The organism is Streptomyces sp. NPDC003720 (genome assembly GCF_042875075.1).
GTDB lineage: Bacteria > Actinomycetota > Actinomycetes > Streptomycetales > Streptomycetaceae > Streptomyces.
Window position 1 is genome coordinate 117,755 of the sequence record NZ_JBIANZ010000001.1, and the last position, 19,113, is coordinate 136,867.

At 73.0% G+C, this 19,113-nt stretch carries 23 protein-coding genes and 1 riboswitch; of the genes, 12 read left to right on the plus strand and 11 right to left on the minus strand.

The window, feature by feature from the left end; translation table 11 throughout:
• Positions 1-82: 82 nt before the first annotated feature.
• Complete coding sequence (locus tag ACFYU0_RS00585; protein WP_351668644.1) at positions 83-307, minus strand: DUF397 domain-containing protein; 225 nt, start codon at positions 305-307, stop codon at positions 83-85.
• A 9-nt stretch (positions 308-316) separates the two neighbouring features.
• Positions 317-1,177, minus strand: a complete 861-nt coding sequence (locus ACFYU0_RS00590) for a helix-turn-helix transcriptional regulator (RefSeq protein WP_351668642.1) — start codon at positions 1,175-1,177, stop codon at positions 317-319.
• A 211-nt stretch (positions 1,178-1,388) separates the two neighbouring features.
• On the opposite strand from ACFYU0_RS00590, the gene ACFYU0_RS00595 reads away from it, so the two are divergent.
• Entirely contained in the window at positions 1,389-1,847 is a 459-nt protein-coding gene (locus ACFYU0_RS00595; protein ID WP_389296771.1) for an ATP-binding protein, read from the plus strand.
• Positions 1,848-2,037: 190 nt separating this feature from the next.
• On the opposite strand, the gene ACFYU0_RS00600 is transcribed toward ACFYU0_RS00595, so the two are convergent.
• The 3 genes from ACFYU0_RS00600 to ACFYU0_RS00610 form a co-directional block, all read right to left on the minus strand.
• The gene (locus ACFYU0_RS00600) at positions 2,038-2,511 is read right to left on the minus strand and encodes a C40 family peptidase (RefSeq protein WP_351668638.1); all 474 of its coding nucleotides are present in this window, start codon (positions 2,509-2,511) and stop codon (positions 2,038-2,040) included.
• A gap of 3 nt (positions 2,512-2,514) precedes the next feature.
• Positions 2,515-2,738: riboswitch (cyclic di-AMP (ydaO/yuaA leader) on the minus strand.
• A gap of 341 nt (positions 2,739-3,079) precedes the next feature.
• Positions 3,080-3,388 carry a hypothetical protein gene (locus ACFYU0_RS00605; RefSeq protein ID WP_351668636.1) on the minus strand — a complete coding sequence of 103 codons (309 nt, stop codon included), beginning with the start codon at positions 3,386-3,388 and terminating at the stop codon, positions 3,080-3,082.
• A gap of 6 nt (positions 3,389-3,394) precedes the next feature.
• Entirely contained in the window at positions 3,395-4,033 is a 639-nt protein-coding gene (locus tag ACFYU0_RS00610) for an ATP-dependent Clp protease proteolytic subunit (RefSeq protein ID WP_351668634.1), read from the minus strand.
• An 86-nt stretch (positions 4,034-4,119) separates the two neighbouring features.
• Here ACFYU0_RS00610 and ACFYU0_RS00615 point away from each other — a divergent pair, with 86 nt between their 5' ends.
• The 8 genes from ACFYU0_RS00615 to ACFYU0_RS00650 all read left to right on the plus strand — a co-directional run bounded on the left by ACFYU0_RS00615 (position 4,120) and on the right by ACFYU0_RS00650 (position 10,979).
• Positions 4,120-4,398 carry a type II toxin-antitoxin system Phd/YefM family antitoxin gene (locus tag ACFYU0_RS00615; RefSeq protein ID WP_389296773.1) on the plus strand — a complete coding sequence of 93 codons (279 nt, stop codon included), beginning with the start codon at positions 4,120-4,122 and terminating at the stop codon, positions 4,396-4,398.
• Between the two features lie 249 nt (positions 4,399-4,647).
• Positions 4,648-4,950 carry an urease subunit gamma gene (locus ACFYU0_RS00620; protein WP_351668630.1) on the plus strand — a complete coding sequence of 101 codons (303 nt, stop codon included), beginning with the start codon at positions 4,648-4,650 and terminating at the stop codon, positions 4,948-4,950.
• 11 nt (positions 4,951-4,961) lie between these two features.
• Entirely contained in the window at positions 4,962-5,273 is a 312-nt protein-coding gene (locus tag ACFYU0_RS00625) for an urease subunit beta (protein WP_389296775.1), read from the plus strand.
• Entirely contained in the window at positions 5,266-6,987 is a 1,722-nt protein-coding gene (locus ACFYU0_RS00630) for an urease subunit alpha (RefSeq protein ID WP_389296777.1), read from the plus strand. Before ACFYU0_RS00625 ends, ACFYU0_RS00630 begins: the two co-directional genes overlap by 8 nt.
• Complete coding sequence (locus tag ACFYU0_RS00635) at positions 6,987-7,661, plus strand: urease accessory UreF family protein (protein ID WP_351668625.1); 675 nt, start codon at positions 6,987-6,989, stop codon at positions 7,659-7,661. Before ACFYU0_RS00630 ends, ACFYU0_RS00635 begins: the two co-directional genes overlap by 1 nt.
• A 156-nt stretch (positions 7,662-7,817) precedes the next feature.
• Positions 7,818-8,495, plus strand: coding sequence for an urease accessory protein UreG (ureG, locus tag ACFYU0_RS00640; RefSeq protein ID WP_389296778.1), 678 nt, complete (start codon positions 7,818-7,820; stop codon positions 8,493-8,495).
• Complete coding sequence (locus ACFYU0_RS00645; protein WP_351668621.1) at positions 8,483-9,262, plus strand: urease accessory protein UreD; 780 nt, start codon at positions 8,483-8,485, stop codon at positions 9,260-9,262. Before ureG ends, ACFYU0_RS00645 begins: the two co-directional genes overlap by 13 nt.
• Before the next feature lie 109 nt (positions 9,263-9,371).
• Complete coding sequence (locus tag ACFYU0_RS00650; protein WP_389296779.1) at positions 9,372-10,979, plus strand: alpha/beta hydrolase; 1,608 nt, start codon at positions 9,372-9,374, stop codon at positions 10,977-10,979.
• Positions 10,980-11,031: 52 nt separating this feature from the next.
• Here ACFYU0_RS00650 and ACFYU0_RS00655 read toward each other — a convergent pair whose 3' ends face one another.
• From ACFYU0_RS00655 to ACFYU0_RS00670, 4 genes are all read right to left on the minus strand, one after another.
• Positions 11,032-12,060, minus strand: coding sequence for an NAD-dependent epimerase/dehydratase family protein (locus ACFYU0_RS00655; protein WP_389296781.1), 1,029 nt, complete (start codon positions 12,058-12,060; stop codon positions 11,032-11,034).
• Positions 12,061-12,118: 58 nt separating this feature from the next.
• Complete coding sequence (locus ACFYU0_RS00660; protein ID WP_351668615.1) at positions 12,119-12,838, minus strand: lysophospholipid acyltransferase family protein; 720 nt, start codon at positions 12,836-12,838, stop codon at positions 12,119-12,121.
• A gap of 246 nt (positions 12,839-13,084) precedes the next feature.
• A complete protein-coding gene (locus ACFYU0_RS00665; RefSeq protein ID WP_351668613.1) occupies positions 13,085-14,188 on the minus strand; it encodes a histidine kinase in 1,104 nt (367 codons plus the stop codon).
• Positions 14,185-14,838 carry a response regulator gene (locus tag ACFYU0_RS00670; RefSeq protein WP_389296782.1) on the minus strand — a complete coding sequence of 218 codons (654 nt, stop codon included), beginning with the start codon at positions 14,836-14,838 and terminating at the stop codon, positions 14,185-14,187. Before ACFYU0_RS00670 ends, ACFYU0_RS00665 begins: the two co-directional genes overlap by 4 nt.
• Before the next feature lie 248 nt (positions 14,839-15,086).
• Between ACFYU0_RS00670 and ACFYU0_RS00675 the strand changes: the two genes are divergently transcribed.
• From ACFYU0_RS00675 to ACFYU0_RS00685, 3 genes are all read left to right on the plus strand, one after another.
• Positions 15,087-15,803: a histidine phosphatase family protein gene (locus tag ACFYU0_RS00675; protein WP_389296784.1), complete on the plus strand. Its 717-nt coding sequence runs from the start codon at positions 15,087-15,089 to the stop codon at positions 15,801-15,803.
• 84 nt (positions 15,804-15,887) lie between these two features.
• Entirely contained in the window at positions 15,888-16,283 is a 396-nt protein-coding gene (locus ACFYU0_RS00680; protein ID WP_351668607.1) for a DUF6153 family protein, read from the plus strand.
• A 79-nt stretch (positions 16,284-16,362) separates the two neighbouring features.
• A complete protein-coding gene (locus ACFYU0_RS00685) occupies positions 16,363-16,986 on the plus strand; it encodes a DUF305 domain-containing protein (RefSeq protein ID WP_389296786.1) in 624 nt (207 codons plus the stop codon).
• 41 nt (positions 16,987-17,027) lie between these two features.
• On the opposite strand, the gene rocD is transcribed toward ACFYU0_RS00685, so the two are convergent.
• Both rocD and ddaH read right to left on the minus strand, forming a co-directional pair.
• On the minus strand, positions 17,028-18,245 hold the full coding sequence (gene rocD, locus ACFYU0_RS00690; RefSeq protein ID WP_389296788.1) for an ornithine--oxo-acid transaminase: 1,218 nt from the start codon (positions 18,243-18,245) through the stop codon (positions 17,028-17,030).
• Entirely contained in the window at positions 18,245-19,054 is an 810-nt protein-coding gene (ddaH, locus tag ACFYU0_RS00695; RefSeq protein WP_351668601.1) for a dimethylargininase, read from the minus strand. The genes rocD and ddaH overlap by 1 nt, the downstream gene beginning before the upstream one ends.
• Between the last annotated feature and the right edge of the window lie 59 nt (positions 19,055-19,113).

The window sequence follows — 19,113 nt, forward strand, 5'->3', positions numbered from 1 at the left end:
GGCCGCACATCTGGCGAAAGTGATCGGATCTGATCAGTAGGGGTCGGTCCGCCGGCCGGTTCTCAGGCCGGGTCCGGCCCGGTCACCGGAGCGCGGCCACGAAGCCCGCCCAGCTCCCGGGGGAGAAGAGCAGCGCGGGTCCCGCGGGGGCCTTGGAGTCGCGCACGGCGAGCAGTCCGGCGCACGGGCCGGAGTGCGGCCGGGCCGTCTCCACGCAGTTGTTCGCTCCGGTGCTGTAGCTGCTGCGCAGCCACCGCACGTCGTGCAGATCGGTACTGGCTGGGACGTTCCGAGGCAGAGCTGTCATGGTGCCTCCTTACGCGCCGTCACCTATCCCGGCGATGTAGTCCAACGATTCCTCGGGTGAAAGGGCGTGGAACTGAAGGGTGTCGAAGGCCTCGGCATAGGCCATGAGGTCTTCTTTCCGTTCCAGGTAGAGGCTACTCGTCAACTGGTCGAGAACAACTACGTCCAGATCAGAAGTGCTCGGAAATGAGAAGATAACGAAAGGCCCGGTGAGGCCGACATGCGCCCCCGCCGCGAACGGCAGTACCTGGAGCCGTACTTGGGGCAGCCGAGCGGCCTCCACCAGCCGTTCCAGTTGCCGCGCCATCACCTCGGGACCGCCCACCTCGCGCCGCAGCACCGCCTCGTCCAGCACCGCGGTCAGCTCCAGCGGCGGCTCGGACCGGAGCACGTCCTGCCTCGCCAGCCGCACCTCCACCAGCGCGTCCAGCCGCTCCTCGTCGACGCCCTCCACCGCCGCGCGGGTCACCGCGCGAGCGTATTCGGGCGTCTGCAGAAGGCCGGGAACCACCGTGGTCTCCAGGGTGCGCATCCCGCTCGCCTGCGACTCCAGGCTGATGAAGTCGCGGTAGGTGGGCGGCAGGACGCCCCGGTAGGCGTGCCACCAGCGGTTGCGGCCGCCCGCGTCCTCCGTGCCCGTCAGCATCAGCAGCATGTCGCGCAGTTGCCGGTCCCGCACCTCGTAGGCGTCGAGGAGTAACCGCACGTCGGCCGGTCTCACCCCGCTGGCGCCGGTCTCGATGCGGCTCACCTTCGACTGGTGCCAGCCCACCAGGAGGGCCGCCTCGCCACTGGTGAGCCCGGCCCCGGTGCGCAGCGCGCGCAGTTCGGCGCCCAGTTTGCGGCGGCGCACCGCGGGACCGTTCTGCATGGGAACTCCTTACTCCTTCCGGGCCGCCCGGATACGGTTGCGCGTCGCAGAGTTCACCGCTTCGGGCGACAGATATATGCATATCTTGGTGGATCGCTCCCCTGACCGGCCCGGTGGTGGCAGTCTGACGGCGAAGCACCAGTCCGGGACCGTACTCGAACCATCCGCTCCTCGTCGGACCGCGGTCCCGTGGGAAAGGGACGACGTCGCCATGGCAGACCACCTGGAAGCATCCGTCACTCTGCCGAGCGATCCCGCCTCGGTCTCCGCGGCCCGTTCCTACGTACTGAGCACCCTCGCGGAGTGGGGCCTGCCGTCGGACACCGAAGTGGCCGACACCGTGCGCCTCATCGTCTCCGAACTCGCCACCAACGCCGTGCAGCACACCTTCGGCCAGTCACCCACCTTCACGGTCGACATCGCGCTCGACCGTGACGAACGCCTGCGCATCGGCGTCACGGACAGTCATCCGCGCTTCCCCAAAAGACTGCCCGCCGCCGTCCAGCAGGACAACGGGCGGGGCATGGTCATCATCCGCTGGCTCACCGCCGAGTGCGGTGGCAGGCTCCGCGTCCGGCCCACCCGCGAGGGCGGCAAGACGGTGTCGATCGAACTGCCGTGGACCCACCAGGGGGAGCGGCTCACCGCGGCCGGACAGCAGGAACCCTGAGGAGCCTCCCTGAAAGCCGGCGAACCGGGGCCCGGTGCGCGGCCCCGGGGCCGTCCCGCGGTGCCGCACGGGCCCCGGACGCGGCTGCGCCGCCCCGGGGCCGCCCGCGTGCTTCAGGCGGACGCCGGGACGGCGCCGACGGTCAGGGGGAGCGGCCCCGCTGCTGGAGCCGTTCCGGGGCTGGGCGGGGTCAGCTGACCCGGCCGTACCAGACGCTGCGGGTCCAGATCTTCTCGAGCCGGACCACGGCCCCTGTCTTCGGGGCGTGCCAGATCTTGCCCTTCCCGGCGTAGATGCCGACGTGGTAAACGCTGGAACCGGAGTGGAAGAAGACCAGGTCGCCGGCCCGGCGGTGGCCGGCGGAGATATGGCGGGTCCTGTTGTACTGCTGGGCCGCCGTGCGCGGCAGCTTCTTGCCCGCCTTCTTGAACGAGTAGAGCGTCAGACCCGAGCAGTCGAACCGGCGCGGACCGGTTGCCCCGTACTGGTAAGGCGAGCCCTTCTTGGAGGCGGCGATGTGCAGGGCCTTCGTCGCCAGAGTGGCGGCCGAGGCCTCGTTGGCCAGGCCGGGCACTGCGATGGAGCCGCCCACCGCGGCAAGCGTAAGAGCCGAGGCCGTGCCGGCCCGGGCCATCATCGACGGGACACGATTCAGCGCAGTCATGCGCAACCCTTCGTCAGCCGCCTGTGAAGGATGACCTGTCGGATTCGGGCTGGCGAAGTGGCCCGGCCGCGTTGCCGCGGCTTCACCCCAAGGGCTGCTCGGCACGACCGTCCGTCTGCGACGAACGTCCGTCCCGGCGACCCGTCTTGCCTGGGTCCTCCACTCCTGCCGATCCACTCCTGTCGACCGGTCATCCGGGCGGCGGCAGGACTCGGCGTCCGCACGGATCGCCCCGCCGCGGTGGCGGGGGCTTGTCGTCAGACAGGGATCTTCACTCACAGGTGTCCGAAAATCCCAACGGAACCGGGGATTTGTGGCGTTACTCACCACTCACCCGTTCGGGTGGACACTGCTCTGTTCGAGTCGTCGTCAACTCCCGCGCGTAGCCCCGGACCTGGGACGAAGCACCTCCGGGCAGGTCCCCGAGCGGCCGATCGCGCAAGTCGGAGGGTCAGAAAAAAAGCCCGGAGATACTCCGGCCGGGGGTACGTCGTTCGGGCCGTTTCAACTCGACGCCGGGCGGACCGTCGACGACCGGGTCCACCCGGCGCGGGAACCGGCGTCCGGGTCAGCCCACGCCATCGGGCGGGAGCACGACGCGCGCGGTACGGCGCTCGCCGTCGAGCACCCTCAGCGCCCGTGCCAGCGTGTCCCCGTGCAGCTCCGTCTCGCCCCGCCGGTGCATCAGGGCGAGCGCGTCGCGCAGCTCGGCGGCCTTGCGCACCAGGGCCTGCGCCGCGCGCAGCCCGCTGTAGGTGTCTCCCGGTCGCGCCGGGTTGATCCGGCCGAGCAGGTCGGCCGCCTCCAGGTAACGGTCGATCAGCTCACCCTCGGCCCTGGTCAGCGCGGGCAGCGGCGGCAGCTCGGGCGGCAGCACGGCGGGTCACCTCGCCCGCTCCGCGCCGGGACCGGCCTTGCGGCTCGGCACGACGCCGTCCACCAGGCCGTACGCCAGCGCGCCCGGCGCGTCCAGCACCAGGTCGCGCTCCAGGTCCCGGCCGACCTGCTCCGGCGTGCGCCCGGTGTGCCGGACCAGCAGTTCCTCCAGCAGCGCCCGTGCCCGGGTCAGTTCCCCGGCCTGGATGAGGAGGTCGCTCGGCTGCCCGTGGGCCGGCTCGGCCAGCGCGGGCTGCTCCAGCACCACCCGCGCCCCCGGCAGGATGAAGCGCTTGCCCGGGGCGCCGGCCGCGAGCAGGACCGCGGCGACCGAGGCGGCCTGGCCCAGGCAGTAGGTCTCCACGTCGCAGTGGACGTAGCGCATCGTGTCGTAGACGGCGGTCATGGCGCCGAACGAGCCGCCCGGGCAGTTGAGGTACAGCGTGATGTCCCGGTCCGGCGCCGCGTGTTCGAGATGCATGAACTGGGTGATCACGTCGGTCGCGGCGGTGTCGTCGAGCGGGGTGCCGAGGAAGATCACCCGGCTCTCGAACAGCTTCGAGTAGGGATCGAGCGTGCGGTGCCCGCCCGTGCCGGTGCGCTCGGTGAACTCGGGCAGGACGTGGCGGGCGGACGGTCGAGCCATGGGCGTACCCCTCCTCACGACGGGACCTCCGGCGGTCCCGCGTCTGTACAGAATGTACAGGAAGTACGTGACGTTATGATGGGGGCATGGCCTATGAGATTCCGGTGACGCAAGCCAGGGCTGAGTTCGCCGACCTGATCAACCGGGTGGTGTACGGCGGTGAGCGCGTCGTCGTGACGCGGCACGGCAAGCCGCTCGTCGCGCTGGTCTCGGCCGTCGATCTGGAACGGCTGGAGGCGTCCGAGGAGCCGGCCGAGGAGGAGATCGTCAGCTCCGTGTCCAAGGTGCGCGAGGCGGCGCCCGCGGCCCGGGAGCGGCAGCGGTTCGGCATCGCGGCCGAGCACCGGGGGCCCGGCGTCTCCTAGCCCCGCGCGCCGAGGGCCGGTCACCGTCCGCGTATGGGGGAGTCCATCGAGTGGTCATGGGCCGGCCAAAGGCTGGTTAACGTCGCTGAAACTCCGGCGAACTAGCCTGCCGATCCACGCCACCAGGGGTTTTTCTGCCCGCGTTGATCACCATCGGGGCAATTTGTCTGTGTGTTACATCTGTCCCCGTCGCGGTGGCTGCGGCAACCGGACCCCGCACGGTCCGGAGCGAGGACTGTGAGGTGGGACGTGCAACTGACCCCGCACGAGCAAGAGCGGCTGCTGATCCATGTGGCCGCCGACGTGGCCGAGAGGCGCAGGGCCCGCGGACTGAAGCTCAACCACCCCGAGGCGGTCGCCCTCATCACCTCGCACATCCTCGAGGGCGCACGCGACGGCCGTACCGTCGCCGAGCTGATGGCGTCCGGCCGCAAGCTCCTCACCCGGGACGACGTCATGGACGGCATCCCGGAGATGATCCACGACGTCCAGGTCGAGGCCACCTTCCCGGACGGCACCAAGCTCGTCACCGTGCACGAGCCGATCGTCTGAGGGGGCCCGCGATGATTCCCGGAGAGATCCTGTTCGCGGGCGGCCCCGTCGTCTGCAACGAGGGCCGCGAGGTCACCCGCCTCACCGTCCTCAACGCCGCCGACCGGCCCGTCCAGGTCGGCTCCCACTACCACTTCGCCGAGGCCAACCCCGGCCTGGAGTTCGACCGCGCCGCCGCGCACGGCAAGCGGCTGAACGTCGCCGCCGGCACCGCCGTGCGCTTCGAGCCCGGCATTCCCGTCGCCGTGGAACTCGTGCCCCTGGCCGGCGCCCGGATCGTGCCCGGACTGCGCGGCGCCACCGGAGGTGCCCTCGATGCCTGAGATCTCCCGCGCCGCGTACGCCGACCTGTTCGGCCCGACCACCGGCGACCGCATCCGGCTGGCCGACACCGATCTGCTGATCGAGATCGAGGAGGACCGCTCCGGCGGGCCCGGACTCGCCGGGGACGAGGCGGTCTTCGGCGGCGGCAAGGTCATCCGCGAGTCCATGGGCCAGTCCCGGGCCACCCGCGCCGAGGGCACCCCCGACACCGTCATCACCGGAGTCGTCGTCGTCGACCACTGGGGCGTCGTCAAGGCCGACGTCGGCATCCGCGACGGCCGCGTCACCGGCATCGGCAAGGCCGGCAACCCGGACACCATGGACGGCGTCCACCCCGACCTGGTGATCGGCCCGGAGACCGAGATCATCGCGGGCAACGGGCGGATCCTCACCGCCGGCGCGATCGACGCCCATGTGCACTTCATCTGCCCGCAGGTCGCCGACGAGGCGCTGGCCGCCGGCATCACCACCCTGGTCGGCGGCGGCACCGGCCCCGCCGAGGGCTCCAAGGCGACCACCGTGACGCCCGGCCCCTGGCACCTGGCCCGGATGTTCGCCGCGATGGAGCAGTACCCGCTCAACATCGGCCTGCTGGGCAAGGGGAACACCGTCTCCCACGAGGCGATGCTCTCCCAGATCCGCGGCGGCGCCCTCGGGCTCAAACTGCACGAGGACTGGGGGTCCACCCCGGCCGTCATCGACGCCTCGCTGACCGTCGCCGACCGGACCGGCATCCAGGTCGCCATCCACACCGACACCCTCAACGAGGCCGGATTCGTGGGCGACACGCTCGCCGCGATCGCCGGGCGGGGCATCCACGCCTACCACACCGAGGGCGCGGGCGGCGGGCACGCGCCGGACATCATGACGGTCGTCTCCGAGCCGCACGTGCTGCCGAGTTCGACGAACCCGACCCGGCCCTTCACCGTCAACACCGCCGAGGAACACCTCGACATGCTGATGGTCTGCCACCACCTGAACCCGGCGGTCCCGGAGGACCTGGCCTTCGCCGAGTCCCGTATCCGGCCCTCCACCATCGGCGCCGAGGACGTCCTGCACGACCTCGGCGCGATCTCCATCATCTCCTCGGACTCGCAGGCCATGGGCCGGGTCGGCGAGGTCGTGCTGCGCACCTGGCAGACCGCCCACGTCATGAAGCGGCGGCGCGGCGCGCTGCCCGGCGACGGCCGGGCGGACAACCACCGGGTGCGGCGCTACGTCGCCAAGTACACGATCAACCCCGCGCTCGCCCAGGGACTCGCCCGGGAGATCGGGTCGGTGGAGACCGGCAAGCTCGCCGACCTGGTGCTGTGGGAGCCGGCGTTCTTCGGCGTCAAACCGCTCCTTGTCATCAAGGGCGGCCAGATCGCCTACGCGCAGATGGGCGACGCCAACGCCTCCATCCCCACCCCGCAGCCCGTCCTGCCCCGGCCGATGTACGGGGCGATCGGACGGGCGCCGGCCGGGAACTCGGTCAACTTCGTGGCGCCGCTCGCCATGGAGGACGGGCTGCCGGAGCGGCTCGGGCTCGGCAAGCGGTTCGCCGCCATCGACTCGACGCGGTCGGTCACCAAGGCCGACATGCGGGAGAACGACGCGCGGCCGCGGGTGCGGGTCGACCCGGACAGCTTCGCCGTGCACATCGACGGTGAGCTGGTCGAGGCGACTCCGGCCGCCGAACTGCCCATGGCCCAGCGTTACTTCCTCTTCTGATGTCCAGGGCAGCCCTGCTCGTCCTGGCCGACGGCCGGTTCCCCGCCGGAGGGCACGCGCACTCCGGCGGGGCGGAGGCCGCCGTGAAGGCGGGGCGGATCACCTCCGCCGCCGGCCTGGAGGACTTCTGCCGCGGACGTCTGCACACCGCCGGGCTGGTCGCGGGCGCGCTCGCGGCGGCCGCCGTCCTGGGCGTCGAGCCACGGGAACTGGACGCGGCCGCGGACGCCCGCACCCCCTCACCCGCGCTGCGGGCCGCCGCACGGCGGCTCGGACGGCAGCTGCTGCGGGCCGCCCGGGCCTGCTGGCCCTGCGACGAACTCGACGCACTGGCGGCGGAGTTCCCCAAGGGGGCGCACCAGCCGGTCGTGCTCGGCCTCGCCGCCCGCGCGGCCGGTCTCGAACCCGCGGACGCGGCGTACTGCGCGGCGTACGAGAGCGTCAGCGGCCCGGCGACGGCGACGGTCCGGCTGCTCAGCCTCGACCCGTTCGACGCGACCGGGGTGCTGGCGCGGCTGGCGCCGGAGCTGGACCGGGTCGTGGACCGGGCGGTGGCGGCGGCGCGGCGGGTCCCCGGCGGGGGAGCCGACGAGCTGCCGGCCGGGTCCGGACCGCTGCTGGAGGCCGGCGCCGAGTGGCACGCGGCCTGGCCCGTACGGCTGTTCGCGTCCTGAGGGACCGCGCCTCCCGCCACGCTCGACGCCCGTCACGCCGGGCCCCCACCACGCCCAACCTGGCCAGACCTGCCCGCCCCACGCCCGAGCCCACCACGCCCACCGCCCGCGAAGGGCGCCGCCCCTCGCCCGAGGCGTCCCAGACAGGAGCCGTACATGCACCTCGACCACTCGCCGCACGGTCCCTCCGCCGTGAGCGCCGACGCCCGACGGCCCGACGGGACCCGGCGCGCCCTGCGCATCGGGCTGGGCGGTCCGGTCGGATCCGGGAAGACCGCCACCGTCGCCGCGCTCTGCCGGGCCCTGCGGGACGAGCTCTCGCTGGCCGTCGTCACCAACGACATCTACACCCGCGAGGACGCCGAGTTCCTGCTCCGGGAGGCCGTGCTGCCGCCCGAGCGGATCACGGCCGTGGAGACCGGCGCCTGCCCGCACACCGCGATCCGCGACGACATCTCCGCCAACCTCGAGGCGGTGGAGGACCTGGAGGAGGCGGTCGGGCCGCTGGACCTGATCCTCGTGGAGTCCGGCGGGGACAACCTCACGGCCACGTTCTCCAAGGGCCTCGTCGACGCGCAGGTCTTCGTGATCGACGTGGCCGGCGGCGACGACATCCCGCGCAAGGGCGGCCCCGGCGTCACCACCGCCGACCTGCTCGTCGTCAACAAGACCGACCTGGCGCCGTACGTCGGCTCCGACCTCGCCCGGATGGCCGCCGACGCCAAGGCGCAGCGCGCCGAACTCCCCGTGGTCCTGCAGTCGTTGCGGGGCGGGGCCGGAGTGTCGGACGTGGCCGCGTGGGTGCGGGGACGGCTGGCCGCGTGGACGGCGTGACGGCGACCGGGGTCCGGGCCCGGGCGCGGATCGTCGCCCGCGGCGACGGGCGGGGCGGCACCGCGCTGCCCGTGCTGGAGGGCGCCGGCCCGCTCGCGCTGCGCCGGATCCGGGCGAGCGGTGACGAGGCGCGGGTGATGGTCGTCGGCGCGATGAGCGGCCCGCTCGGCGGCGACCGCTTCGCGCTGCGGGCGCGGGTGGCCGAGGGCGCCCGGCTGCACGTCGGCTCGGCGGCCGCCACCATCGCGCTGCCGGGCCAGCACAAGGGCGAGGCGCGGTACGACGTCCGACTCGACGTGGCCGGGGGAGCGGAGCTCGACTGGCTGCCGGAGCAGCTCATCTCGGCCGGCGGCAGCGACCTGCGCGTCACCACCCGGGCCGAACTCGGCGCCGGGGCACGGCTCGTGCTGCGCGAGGAGCAGGTGCTGGGGCGGGCCGGAGAGGAACCCGGACGGCTCACCAGTCGGCTCACCGTGCGGTATGCCGGCCGGACCCTGCTGGACCAGGAGCTGAGCTGCGGGCCCGGAGCACCGGGCGGCTGGGACGGCCCCGCCGTGCTCGGCGGCCACCGGTCCGTGGGGCAACTGGTCGTGGTGCGACCCGAGTTTGCGGACCGGCTCCCCGCGGCCCGGGCGCTGGGGGAGTGCGCGGCGCTGATGCCGCTCGCCGGTCCGGCGGTGCTCGTCAGCGCCGTGGCCCCCGACGCACTGAAACTGCGGGGGCTGCTCGACGAGGCGCTCGCCCTGCTCACCCAGGTGTCCCGCTGAGGAGACGCGTCGATCCGTTTATCGGATTGGTAAAGAAGGCTCGCCTCCCCTGTTCTCAGGTGGCTCACAGCCGCGAGGATCCCCGTCTGACCACTCGCAGCGATGTGCAATGGGAGCCCACTTGAGGGACAACAGACCGAAGAGCCGCCTCGTGGCGCTCAGTTCGGCCGGAGCGCTCGTCATGGCGACCCTGATAGCCGGCGCGATGTCGGCGCCCGCGGCCAGCGCCGACAGCCGCCACGGACGGGACCGCGAGGCCGTCGGCGCCGAGATCGCCGCAGCCCGCGCCGCCAAGGCCGGCATCGACTGGCGGGACTGCCCGGCCGACTGGGGCCTGGAGAAGCCCATCCAGTGCGGCTGGGTCTCCGTGCCGCTCGACTACAGCAAGCCCGACGGCAAGCAGATAGAGCTCGCCGTCGACCGCATCGGGAACACGGGAACCCCGAAGGAGCGCCAGGGCGCCCTCCTGTACAACCCGGGCGGTCCCGGTGGTTCCGGCCTGCGCTTCCCGCGCCGGGTCACCACCAAGAGCGCCGTGTGGGCGAACGTGGCGAAGGCCTACGACTTCGTGGGCTTCGACCCGCGCGGCGTCGGTCACTCGGCGCCCATCTCCTGCATCGACCCGCAGGAGTTCGTCAAGGCGCCCAAGGCCGACCCGGTGCCGGACACCGAGGCCGACAAGACCGCCCAGCGCAAGCTCGCCCGCGAGTACGCGGAGGGCTGCGCCGAGCGCAGCGGCACGATGCTGCCGCACATGACCACGCCGAACACCGCGCGCGACCTGGACGTCATCCGCGCCGCGCTCGGTGAGCGCAAGCTCAACTACCTCGGCGTCTCCTACGGCACCTACCTCGGCGCCGTCTACGGCACCCTCTTCCCGGGCCACCTGCGCCGCATGGTCGTGGACAGCGTGGTGAACCCGTCGAAGCGCAACATCTGGTACCAGGCCAACCTGGACCAGGACGTCGCCTTCGAGAGCCGCTGGAAGGACTGGCAGGACTGGGTCGCCGCCAACGACGCCGCCTTCCACCTGGGCACCACCCGCGCCGCCGTGCAGGCCAAGTGGCTCGAACTGCGCGCCACCGCCAAGAAGCACCCCCTCGGCGGCGTCGTCGGCCCGGCCGAGCTGATCTCCTTCTTCCAGAGCGCCCCGTACTACGACTCCTCGTGGGTTCCGGTCGCCTCGGTGTTCAGCAAGTACGTGGCCGGCGACACCCAGGCCCTGATCGACGCCGCCGCCCCCGACATGGCGGACAAGGCCGGCAACGCCGGCGCGGAGAACAGCAACGCGGTCTACACCGCGGTGGAGTGCGCCGACGCCAAGTGGCCCACCAGCTGGAGCAGGTGGGACCGGGACAACACCCGGCTCCACCGGGACCACCCGTTCATGACCTGGGCCAATGCCTGGATGAACCTTCCCTGCGCCACCTGGCCGGCCAAGCAGCGGACCCCCGTCGAGGTGGGCACCCACCGGGGTCTTCCGCAGGTGCTGATCGTCCAGTCGACGCGTGACGCGGCGACCCCCTACGCGGGCGCCGTCGAACTGCACAAGCGCTTCAAGGGCTCCCGTCTCATCACCGAGCGGGACGCCGGCTCGCACGGTGTGACGGGCCTGGTCAACCCCTGCATCAACGACCGGGTCGACGCCTATCTCCTCGGCGGCAAGCTGGACTCCGCCGACGTGACCTGCGCGCCGCACGCCACGCCCAAGCCGTAACCGGCTTCGGCACGGACCACAGGGGCGGCCGGGACTCCCGGCCGCCCCTTCGTCACACCCGCTCCCACCAGGCGTCCTCGGCCGCGTAGTCGAAGGAGCCGGGGTAGGCCCGCGCCATGACCGGGAAGCGTTCCCGCCAGTCGCCCTCGCGCAGCGCACCCGTCAGCCAGTCCACCGTCTCCGGCAGGCTGTCCGGGTACGACACCACCGGCCGGTAGCCCAGCTCCCGTTCGGCGGCGGACATGTCGACGACCACCGGCAGCGGCACCGACCACGGGCTCGCGCCCACCGTCCCGCCGGGCGGCGGGCCGTCCAGCGGCGCAGTCTCCGTCTCCACGCCCATGACCGTGTCGATCGCCGCCCCGATCTCCGCCGCCGTCGGCGCCTCGCCGTCGCAGGCGTTGAGCACCCGGGGCCCGGGCCGGGCCGCCGCCAGCCGCACCAGCTCGGCGACGTTCCGGGCGCTCGCCGGATGGAAGCGGCTCTCCCCGCGGTACGCGAGCACCCGGCGGCGCCTGCCGTCCAGGTTCCGCTTCACGAAGTACAGCTCGCGGGGGAGCGGGCTGTGCGGACCGTGCACCGCGCCCGCCCGCAGCACCGTGGTCGGCAACTCGTCGCCGGCGGACAGGAGTTCTCGCTCCAGAGCCGCCTTGCGGGTGGAGTAGGTCGCCGGGCCCGGTGCCACCGCCGGCTGGGACTCGGGCACCGGCACCGGATACACCGGGAAGCCGTCCGGCTCGCCGGCGGTGTCGAAGCCGCGCCCCGCGCCGTCCTCGTACACCGACACACTGGAGACCACGACCGCGGAGCCGATCCGTCCCGCGAGGGACGTCAACTGCCGTCCGTGCGCGGCGTCGTACGCCACCACGTCCACCACCAGGTCGCAGCCGTCGCCCACCACGGCGGCGAGCGCGCCGTCGTCGGACCGGTCCAGGCGTGCCACCCGCACGCCGCCGTCCCACGACCCGTCCCGGCCGCCGCCCCGCGAGGCGGCCGTCACCTCCCAGCCGTCCCGTGCCAGCGCCGCCACCACCGGACGGCCGATCTGCCCGCTCGCTCCGATCACCACTGCCCTCTTCATACGGCGAGCCTAGGCGCGGGACGCCGCCGGATCCGAGCCGTTCTGCCGAGGGCAGAGATCAACCGAGCTGCGTCCGGGGGGACTTGCGGTCCTTCTTCGCCTCCGCCTGCTCAGCCTTGACGTCGGCCGCGTACCGGTCGACGTACTCCTGGCCGGAGAGCGAGAGGATCGCGTACATGATCTCGTCGGTGACCGCCCGCAGCACGGCCTTCTCCTTCTCCATGCCGGCGTAGCGCGAGAAGTCCAGCGGCTCGCCGAAGCGGATCATGACGGGGCGGAGGTGCGGTACGACCCTGCCCGGCGGCTGCGCCTCGAAGGTGCCGATCATCGCGCAGGGCACGACGGGCACCCCGGCGCGCAACGCCATGACCGCGACCCCGACCTTGCCCTTGTACAGGCGGCCGTCGTGCGACCGGGTCCCCTCCGGGTAGATGCCGAGCAGCTCGCCCTTGCCGAGCACCCCGAGCCCCTCGCGGATCGCGGCCTGCCCCGCCTCCTTGCCCGAGCGGTCCACCGGGATCTGCCCGGCGCTGCGGAAGAAGAACGCCGTGAGGCGGCCCTTGACCCCCGGCCCGGTGAAGTACTCGGCCTTGGCGAGGAAGGTGATGCGCCGCTTCAGGATCGCCGGCATCAGGAAGTGGTCCGAGAAGGACAGATGGTTCCCCGCGACGATCGCCGGACCATCCGCCGGCACGTGCTCGAGCCCCTCGATCCGGGGCCGGAAGGCCAGCCTGAGCAGAGGGCCCAGAAGGACGTACTTGAGCAGGTAGTAGAACAACGGGTCGCTCCTCACTCCTGGCGGACTGGCTCAACCACCGCGTTCTTCCACGTCATTCGCCCTGTCGTGGGCTGTCAGTCTAGGTGCAGGCGCGGCCGTCCGGCACCGGTCCGGACCGTGTCGGGTCCGCTCCTCACCGGCTGCCCCGAACGGGTGCCGACCGAACTCCGGCGGCCGCCCGCGGCGCCCCGTCGCACATCGCGACCGGTGACCGATCCGGCGCCGGCCGGACTCCCCCCTGGCCGTTCAGGGCGCGCCCGTCGCCGGCAGTCGCAGGCGCAGCTCGTAGCCGCCCTCCGTGGTCGGTCCGGAGGTGATGGTGCCGCCGAGGAGCGAGGCGCGCTGGCCCAGGCTGACCAGGCCGTAGTGCGAGCTGGGCAGCGGGAGGCCGGGGCGCGTCGGCGCGGAGTTCGTGACCGTGACGAGCACGGTGCCGTCCTGGTGGCCGAGGCAGACGCTGGCCGCGGCGCCCGGGGCGTGCTTGCGGATGTTGGTCAGCGCCTCCTGGACGGTGCGGTAGACGGCGCGCTGCACGGTCGGCGGAAGGTCCTCCGGCAGGTCCATGCGCAGCTTGGTCTCGATGCCGCTGCCGGCGACGAGCTGCTGGAGGTCGGCCAGGGACGGCTGCGGGGTCAGCTCGGTCGGGCGCCCGCCGGAGGCCCGCAGGACGTTGACCATGTGCCGCAGCTCGTCCAGTGTCTGCACGCTCAGCCGCCGGATCGTGGCCGCCGCCTCCTTGGCCTCCGGGTCCCGGCTGCCCACCTGCAGGGCGCCCGCCCGTACCGCGATCAGGCTGACCTGGTGGGAGACCACGTCGTGCATCTCGCGGGCGAGCTGCGCGCGTTCCTTGGACAGCGCGGCCTGCGCGGTCAGCAGCTGCTCGTGGTCGCGCGCCTCGGAGATCTCGGCGAGCCGCAGCGACAGATCGCGCCGGGTCTGGACGAGCTGGCCGAGGAACACGGGGGCGGCGGCCATCGCCGCGGTGTAGGTCAGGGTGATCAGGGTCGAGGTGCCCAGCAGGTCTATCGCCGGGGACGGCCATCGGGTGACGTCACTGAGCGTGAACGTCAGAGCGCACAGCGCCAGCATGACCCGGCGGCGGGTGAGGGAGGCCAGGGTGTACAGCGCGGCCAGCGCGGCGAAGACGGCGTCCGAGAGCAGCACCGAGGGCAGGGTGAGCAGGAACGTCAGCAGCGGCAGGCGCCGTCGCATCAGCAGCGCGAGGGCGGCGGTCAGGGCGAAGGCCATGCGCAGCGGCTCGTCGCCGTCGAAGTGCACCCAGACGTCGAACAGCGAGCAGACGACGACGGCGGCGTCCAGCAGCGGCGCGGGCGGGCGGCGTGGTGTCATCCGTCCCCCTTCGTGAGGAGCCCGGCCCGTTGGGCGAGCAGGGCGGCCTGGACGCGGCCGCCCACCTCCAGCTTGGTCAGGATGGCGCTCACGTGGTCCTTGACCGTCCCGGTGCTCAGATGCATCCGGGTGGCGATGTCGCCGTTGGACAGCCCCTCCGCGACCAGGAGCAGCACATGGCGCTCACGCTCGGTCAACCGGTCGAGGGTGCGGGCGGCCGCCTCCTGGGAACCGGCGCCCAGGAATCCGTCCACGACCGTCCGGGTCACCTTGGACGACAGCACGGTCCCGCCCTCGGCGAGGGCCCGCACCAGGAACGGCAGCTCCTCGGGATCGGTGTCCTTGAGCAGGAAACCCGCCGCGCCCGAGCGCAGGGCCGTCTCCACGTACTCGTCCATGTCGAACGTGGTGAGCATGGCCACGACCGGCGGGCGCAGCAGCCGGCGCAGCTCCGCGAGGAGGGTCAGCCCGTCCACGTCCGGCATCCGGATGTCCAGCAGCACCACGTCCGGCTCCGTCTCCCGCACCGCGGTGAGCGCCTGGCCGCCGGGCACCGCCGCCGCGACCTCGATGTCGTCCGCCGCGTCGAGGATGTGCTGGAAGCCCGTGCGGATGAGGGCCTCGTCGTCGACCACCAAAACCCGGATCACGTGTGCTCCACTCGCTGCCGGTCTCCAGTCTGATCCGTACCGCGCCGAGCGGCGCGCCGTGCCCGCCCGCGGGCGGGTTCAGCCGGGCGGCGGGGCCGACCCAGCCGGTCGGCGGGGCGGTTCCGGACATCCGCCGGATGGTCCCGGCAGGTGGCGGCCACGGACCCTGGTACGCATGAGCGAGGAGCTCATCCGTGCCCGGACCCGCTGGTCGGGAGCCGTGCCGGTGTACCAAGGAGGTCAGTCGCATGACGATCCGCCTCACGTTCCTGAGCACGAGCGGCGGGGAACCCACCCCCGGCGCCCGCTTCGGTGACGCCCCGCCGACCGAACGCGAACTGGGCGAGGCGCGCGCGGCCCGAGCGGACCTCCCTCCCCACACCCGGGCCGTGCGCGCGCCGTCCCTGCGCTGCCGGCTGACCGCCGAGGCCCTGGGCCTGGCGGCGGCGGACGAGCCCGCGCTGCGCGATCTCGACGTCGGCGCGTGGCAGGGCCGTACCGTCGAGGAGGTCGCCGCCACGGACCCGCACGCCTTCACCGCGTGGCTGACCGACCCGGACGCCGCACCGCACGGAGGCGAGTCGGTACGCCGGTTCTGCCGGCGCACCGCCAACTGGCTCGACGCCGTCGCCGACGAGCCCGGCCACGTGCTGGCCGTCACCGGGCCGGCCGTCGTCCGGGCCGCGCTCGTGCACGCCCTGTCCGTGCCGGCGAGGGCGTTCTGGCGCCTCGACGTGCCGCCCCTGTCCCCGGTGTCCCTCACCTGGCAGCGCGGTCACTGGGACGTCAGTGTCGGCTCCGCCGCCTTCGAGGCGACCCGGCGGTTCACCGTGATCCACCGGAACCCCCGCCTGCACGCGGGCCGGGAGGCCGCCCACGCCTTCGTCCCGTCCGCCGGGACCTGCGACGGCCCCCTGCGATACCCCCGGGTGGACGGAGCCGACTACGCCACCACGCGCCCGTAGCGGCGCCTCCTGCCCGGCCACCGTCGCGGCCGTCGCGCGAGTCCTGTCGCCGCTCGCGCCGCCCGCCCCCGTACGATGTCCGCGATGCCCAGCAGACAGCAGCGCGCCCCCCGACCGCCTCGACGGCCTCGTCGTGCGCTGCTCGTGCTGGCGGTACTGGCCGGTCTGCTCGGCATGCACGCCCTGGCGCCCGGCGGCGGCACCGGGCACCCGTCGCGGGCCCACACCGGGTACCGCGCGGTCGCCGTCATGGCTCAGGACGCCTGTCCGGACGGCCACTGCGGCGGCGACCACCTGCACCACGCCGACGCGTCCTGCGCTTCCGGCGCCGTCAAGGACGGCCCCGGATCACCGGTTCCGGCCCCCGGCCCGGTGACCGCCCAGGCCGCGTCCGAAGCGTGCCCCTCCCTCGCCGGCACCGCGCCGGACGGCGCCCGCGCCCCGCCCACCCTGGCCGAACTGCAGCTCCTGCGGATCTAGAGGCACCGACGACCGCCCGCACGGCGGCCGTCCACCCACGCGTGCCCGAAGACACCCTCACGACAGCAGGAGTTCCAGCATGACCATCCGTACCCTGACGCGCCGCGCCGCCCTCCTGGCGGCCACCGCGACCGCCTCGCTGGCCCTCGCCGCCTGCGGCGGCGGCGACGGCGCGGCCCGCGCGGGACACGGCGGCCAGGCGTCGCCGTCCGCGTCCGCCACGGCCGGAGCGCACAACGCCCAGGACGTCTCCTTCGCCCAGGGCATGATCCCGCACCACCAGCAGGCCCTGGAGATGGCGAAGCTCGCCGACGGCCGGGCCTCCTCGGCCCGGGTGAAGGACCTCGCCGCCCGGATCGAGAAGGCGCAGGACCCGGAGATCCGCACCATGACCGGCTGGCTGACCGCCTGGGGCGAGCAGGTGCCCATGGCGGGCATGGACCACTCGGGCCACTCCGGCATGACCGGCATGGCCGGGATGATGAGCGACGACGACATGGCGGCCCTGAAGAAGGCCACCGGCGCGGACTTCGACAGCAGGTTCCTGTCCCTGATGGTGGAGCACCACCGGGGCGCCGTCGAGATGGCCGGCACCGAGAGGACCAAGGGCGCCTACGGCCCCGCCAGGACCATGGCTGGTGACATCGTCCGGGCGCAGAACGCCGAGATCCGGGAGATGGAGCGGCTCCTCGGCGGGAGCTGACGACGAGCGGGGGGCCGGCACCGCTCCGGCCCCCCGTCCGCTCAGCCCAGCACCTTCTCCAGGGAGCCCAGCGCCGAGCGCAGCTCCTCGGCCGTGACGGTCAGCGGGGGCGCCAGCCGGATCGTGGAGCCGTGGGTGTCCTTGACCAGGACACCCTCCCGCATGAGCCGCTCGCTGATCTCACGGCCGGTGCCGATCGCCGGGTCGACGTCGACGCCCGCCCACAGCCCGCGCGCCCGGAACCCGGTCACGCCCCTGCCGACCAGCTCGGTCAGGCCGTCGCGCAGGACCAGGCCCAGCTCGGCCGCCCGGCGCTGGTACTCGCCCGTCTCCAGCAGCCCGACGACCGCCGAGCCGACCGCCGCGGCCAGCGGGTTGCCGCCGAACGTGGACCCGTGCTCGCCCGGGTGCAGCACGCCCAGCACCTCGCGCCGGGCCACCACCGCCGACACCGGCACGATGCCGCCGCCCAGCGCCTTGCCCAGCAGCAGCACGTCGGGGACGACGTCCTCGTGCTCGACGGCGAGGGTGCGGCCGGTGCGGCCGAGGCCCGACTGGATCTCGTCCGCCACGAACAGGCAGCCCTTGCGGCGGGTCAGCTCACGGACACCGGCGAGATAGCGGTCGTCGGGGATGACGACCCCTGCCTCGCCCTGGATCGGCTCGATCAGCACCGCGGCCGTCGTCTCGTCGACGGCCGCCTCCAGCGCGGCCAGGTCGTTGTACGGAACGACCTTGAAGCCGGGCGTGAACGGGCCGAAACCCGCCCGGGCCGACTCGTCCGTGGAGAAGCTGACGATCGTCGTGGTGCGGCCGTGGAAGTTCTCGGCCGCGACCACGATCGTCGCCCGGTCGGCGGGGACGCCCTTCACGTCGTACGCCCACTTGCGGGCCACCTTGATGCCGCTCTCCACCGCCTCGGCGCCGGTGTTCATGGGCAGCACCATGTCGAGCCCGGTCAGCGCGGCGAGCCGCTCCGCGAACTCGGCGAGCCGGTCGTTGTGGAAGGCGCGCGAGGTGAGGGTCAGCCGGTCGAGCTGCCGGTGCGCGGCCTCGATCAGCTCCGGGTGCCGGTGCCCGAAGTTGAGGGCCGAGTAGCCGGCCAGCATGTCGAGGTAGCGGCGGCCCTCCACGTCCTCCACCCAGGCGCCCTCGGCCCGGGCCACGACCACGGGCAGCGGGTGGTAGTTGTGCGCGAGGACCGGCTCCTCCGCCCGGATCAGGTCCTCGGACGTACGGGTGCGCGCGGGTGCGGTCATCAGCGGATCTCCTGGGTGCAGCACTTGATGCCGCCGCCGGCCTTGTGGAACTCGGAAAGGTCGACGGGGACGGGGACGTAGCCGTGGCCGTCCAGGCGCTCGGCCAGCGCCTCGGCCTGGGGGGCGATGAAGACGTGCTTTCCGTCGGACACGGAGTTCAGGCCGAACGCCATGGCGTCGTCGCGGGTGGCGAGCACGGCGTCCGGGTACAGGCGCCGCAGCACCTCCCGGCTGCCCGGGGAGAACGCCTCCGGGTAGTAGACGATGTTGTCGTCGTCCAGGACGAACAGCGCCGTGTCCAGGTGGTAGAAGTACGGGTCCACCAGCGTCAGGCCGATCACCGGGTGGCCGAGGAACTCCTGGGCCTCGCGGTGCGCCTCGCGGGTGGTGCGGAAGCCGGTGCCGGCCAGCACGTAGCGGCCCGTCCACACCAGGTCGCCCTCACCTTCGGTGACCGACTCGGGGCGGTGGACGTCGAACCCGGCCGACTTGAACCAGGTGTCGTAGTGGACCGACTCGGGGCGCCGCTCCGGCGCGTGGAACAGGGACCCGAAGACCCGGCCGCCCACCACGATCGCGGCGTTGGCGGAGAAGACCATGTCGGGCAGGCCGGGGACCGGGTCGACCGCGTCCACGGTGTGGCCGTGGGCGCGGTAGGCGCCGATCAGGGCCTGCCACTGCTCCCGGGCCAGGTCCACGTCGACCGGCCGGTCGGGATGCATCCACGGATTGATCGCGTACTGCACGGCGAAGTGTCTGGGTTCGCAGACGAGAAAGCGCCGATGGCGCGGCACACGGCTGTCGGGCACAGAGGGTTCCCTCCGCTTTCCTGTGTGTCACTGAAGGATGACACCACGGTAGAAAGCGG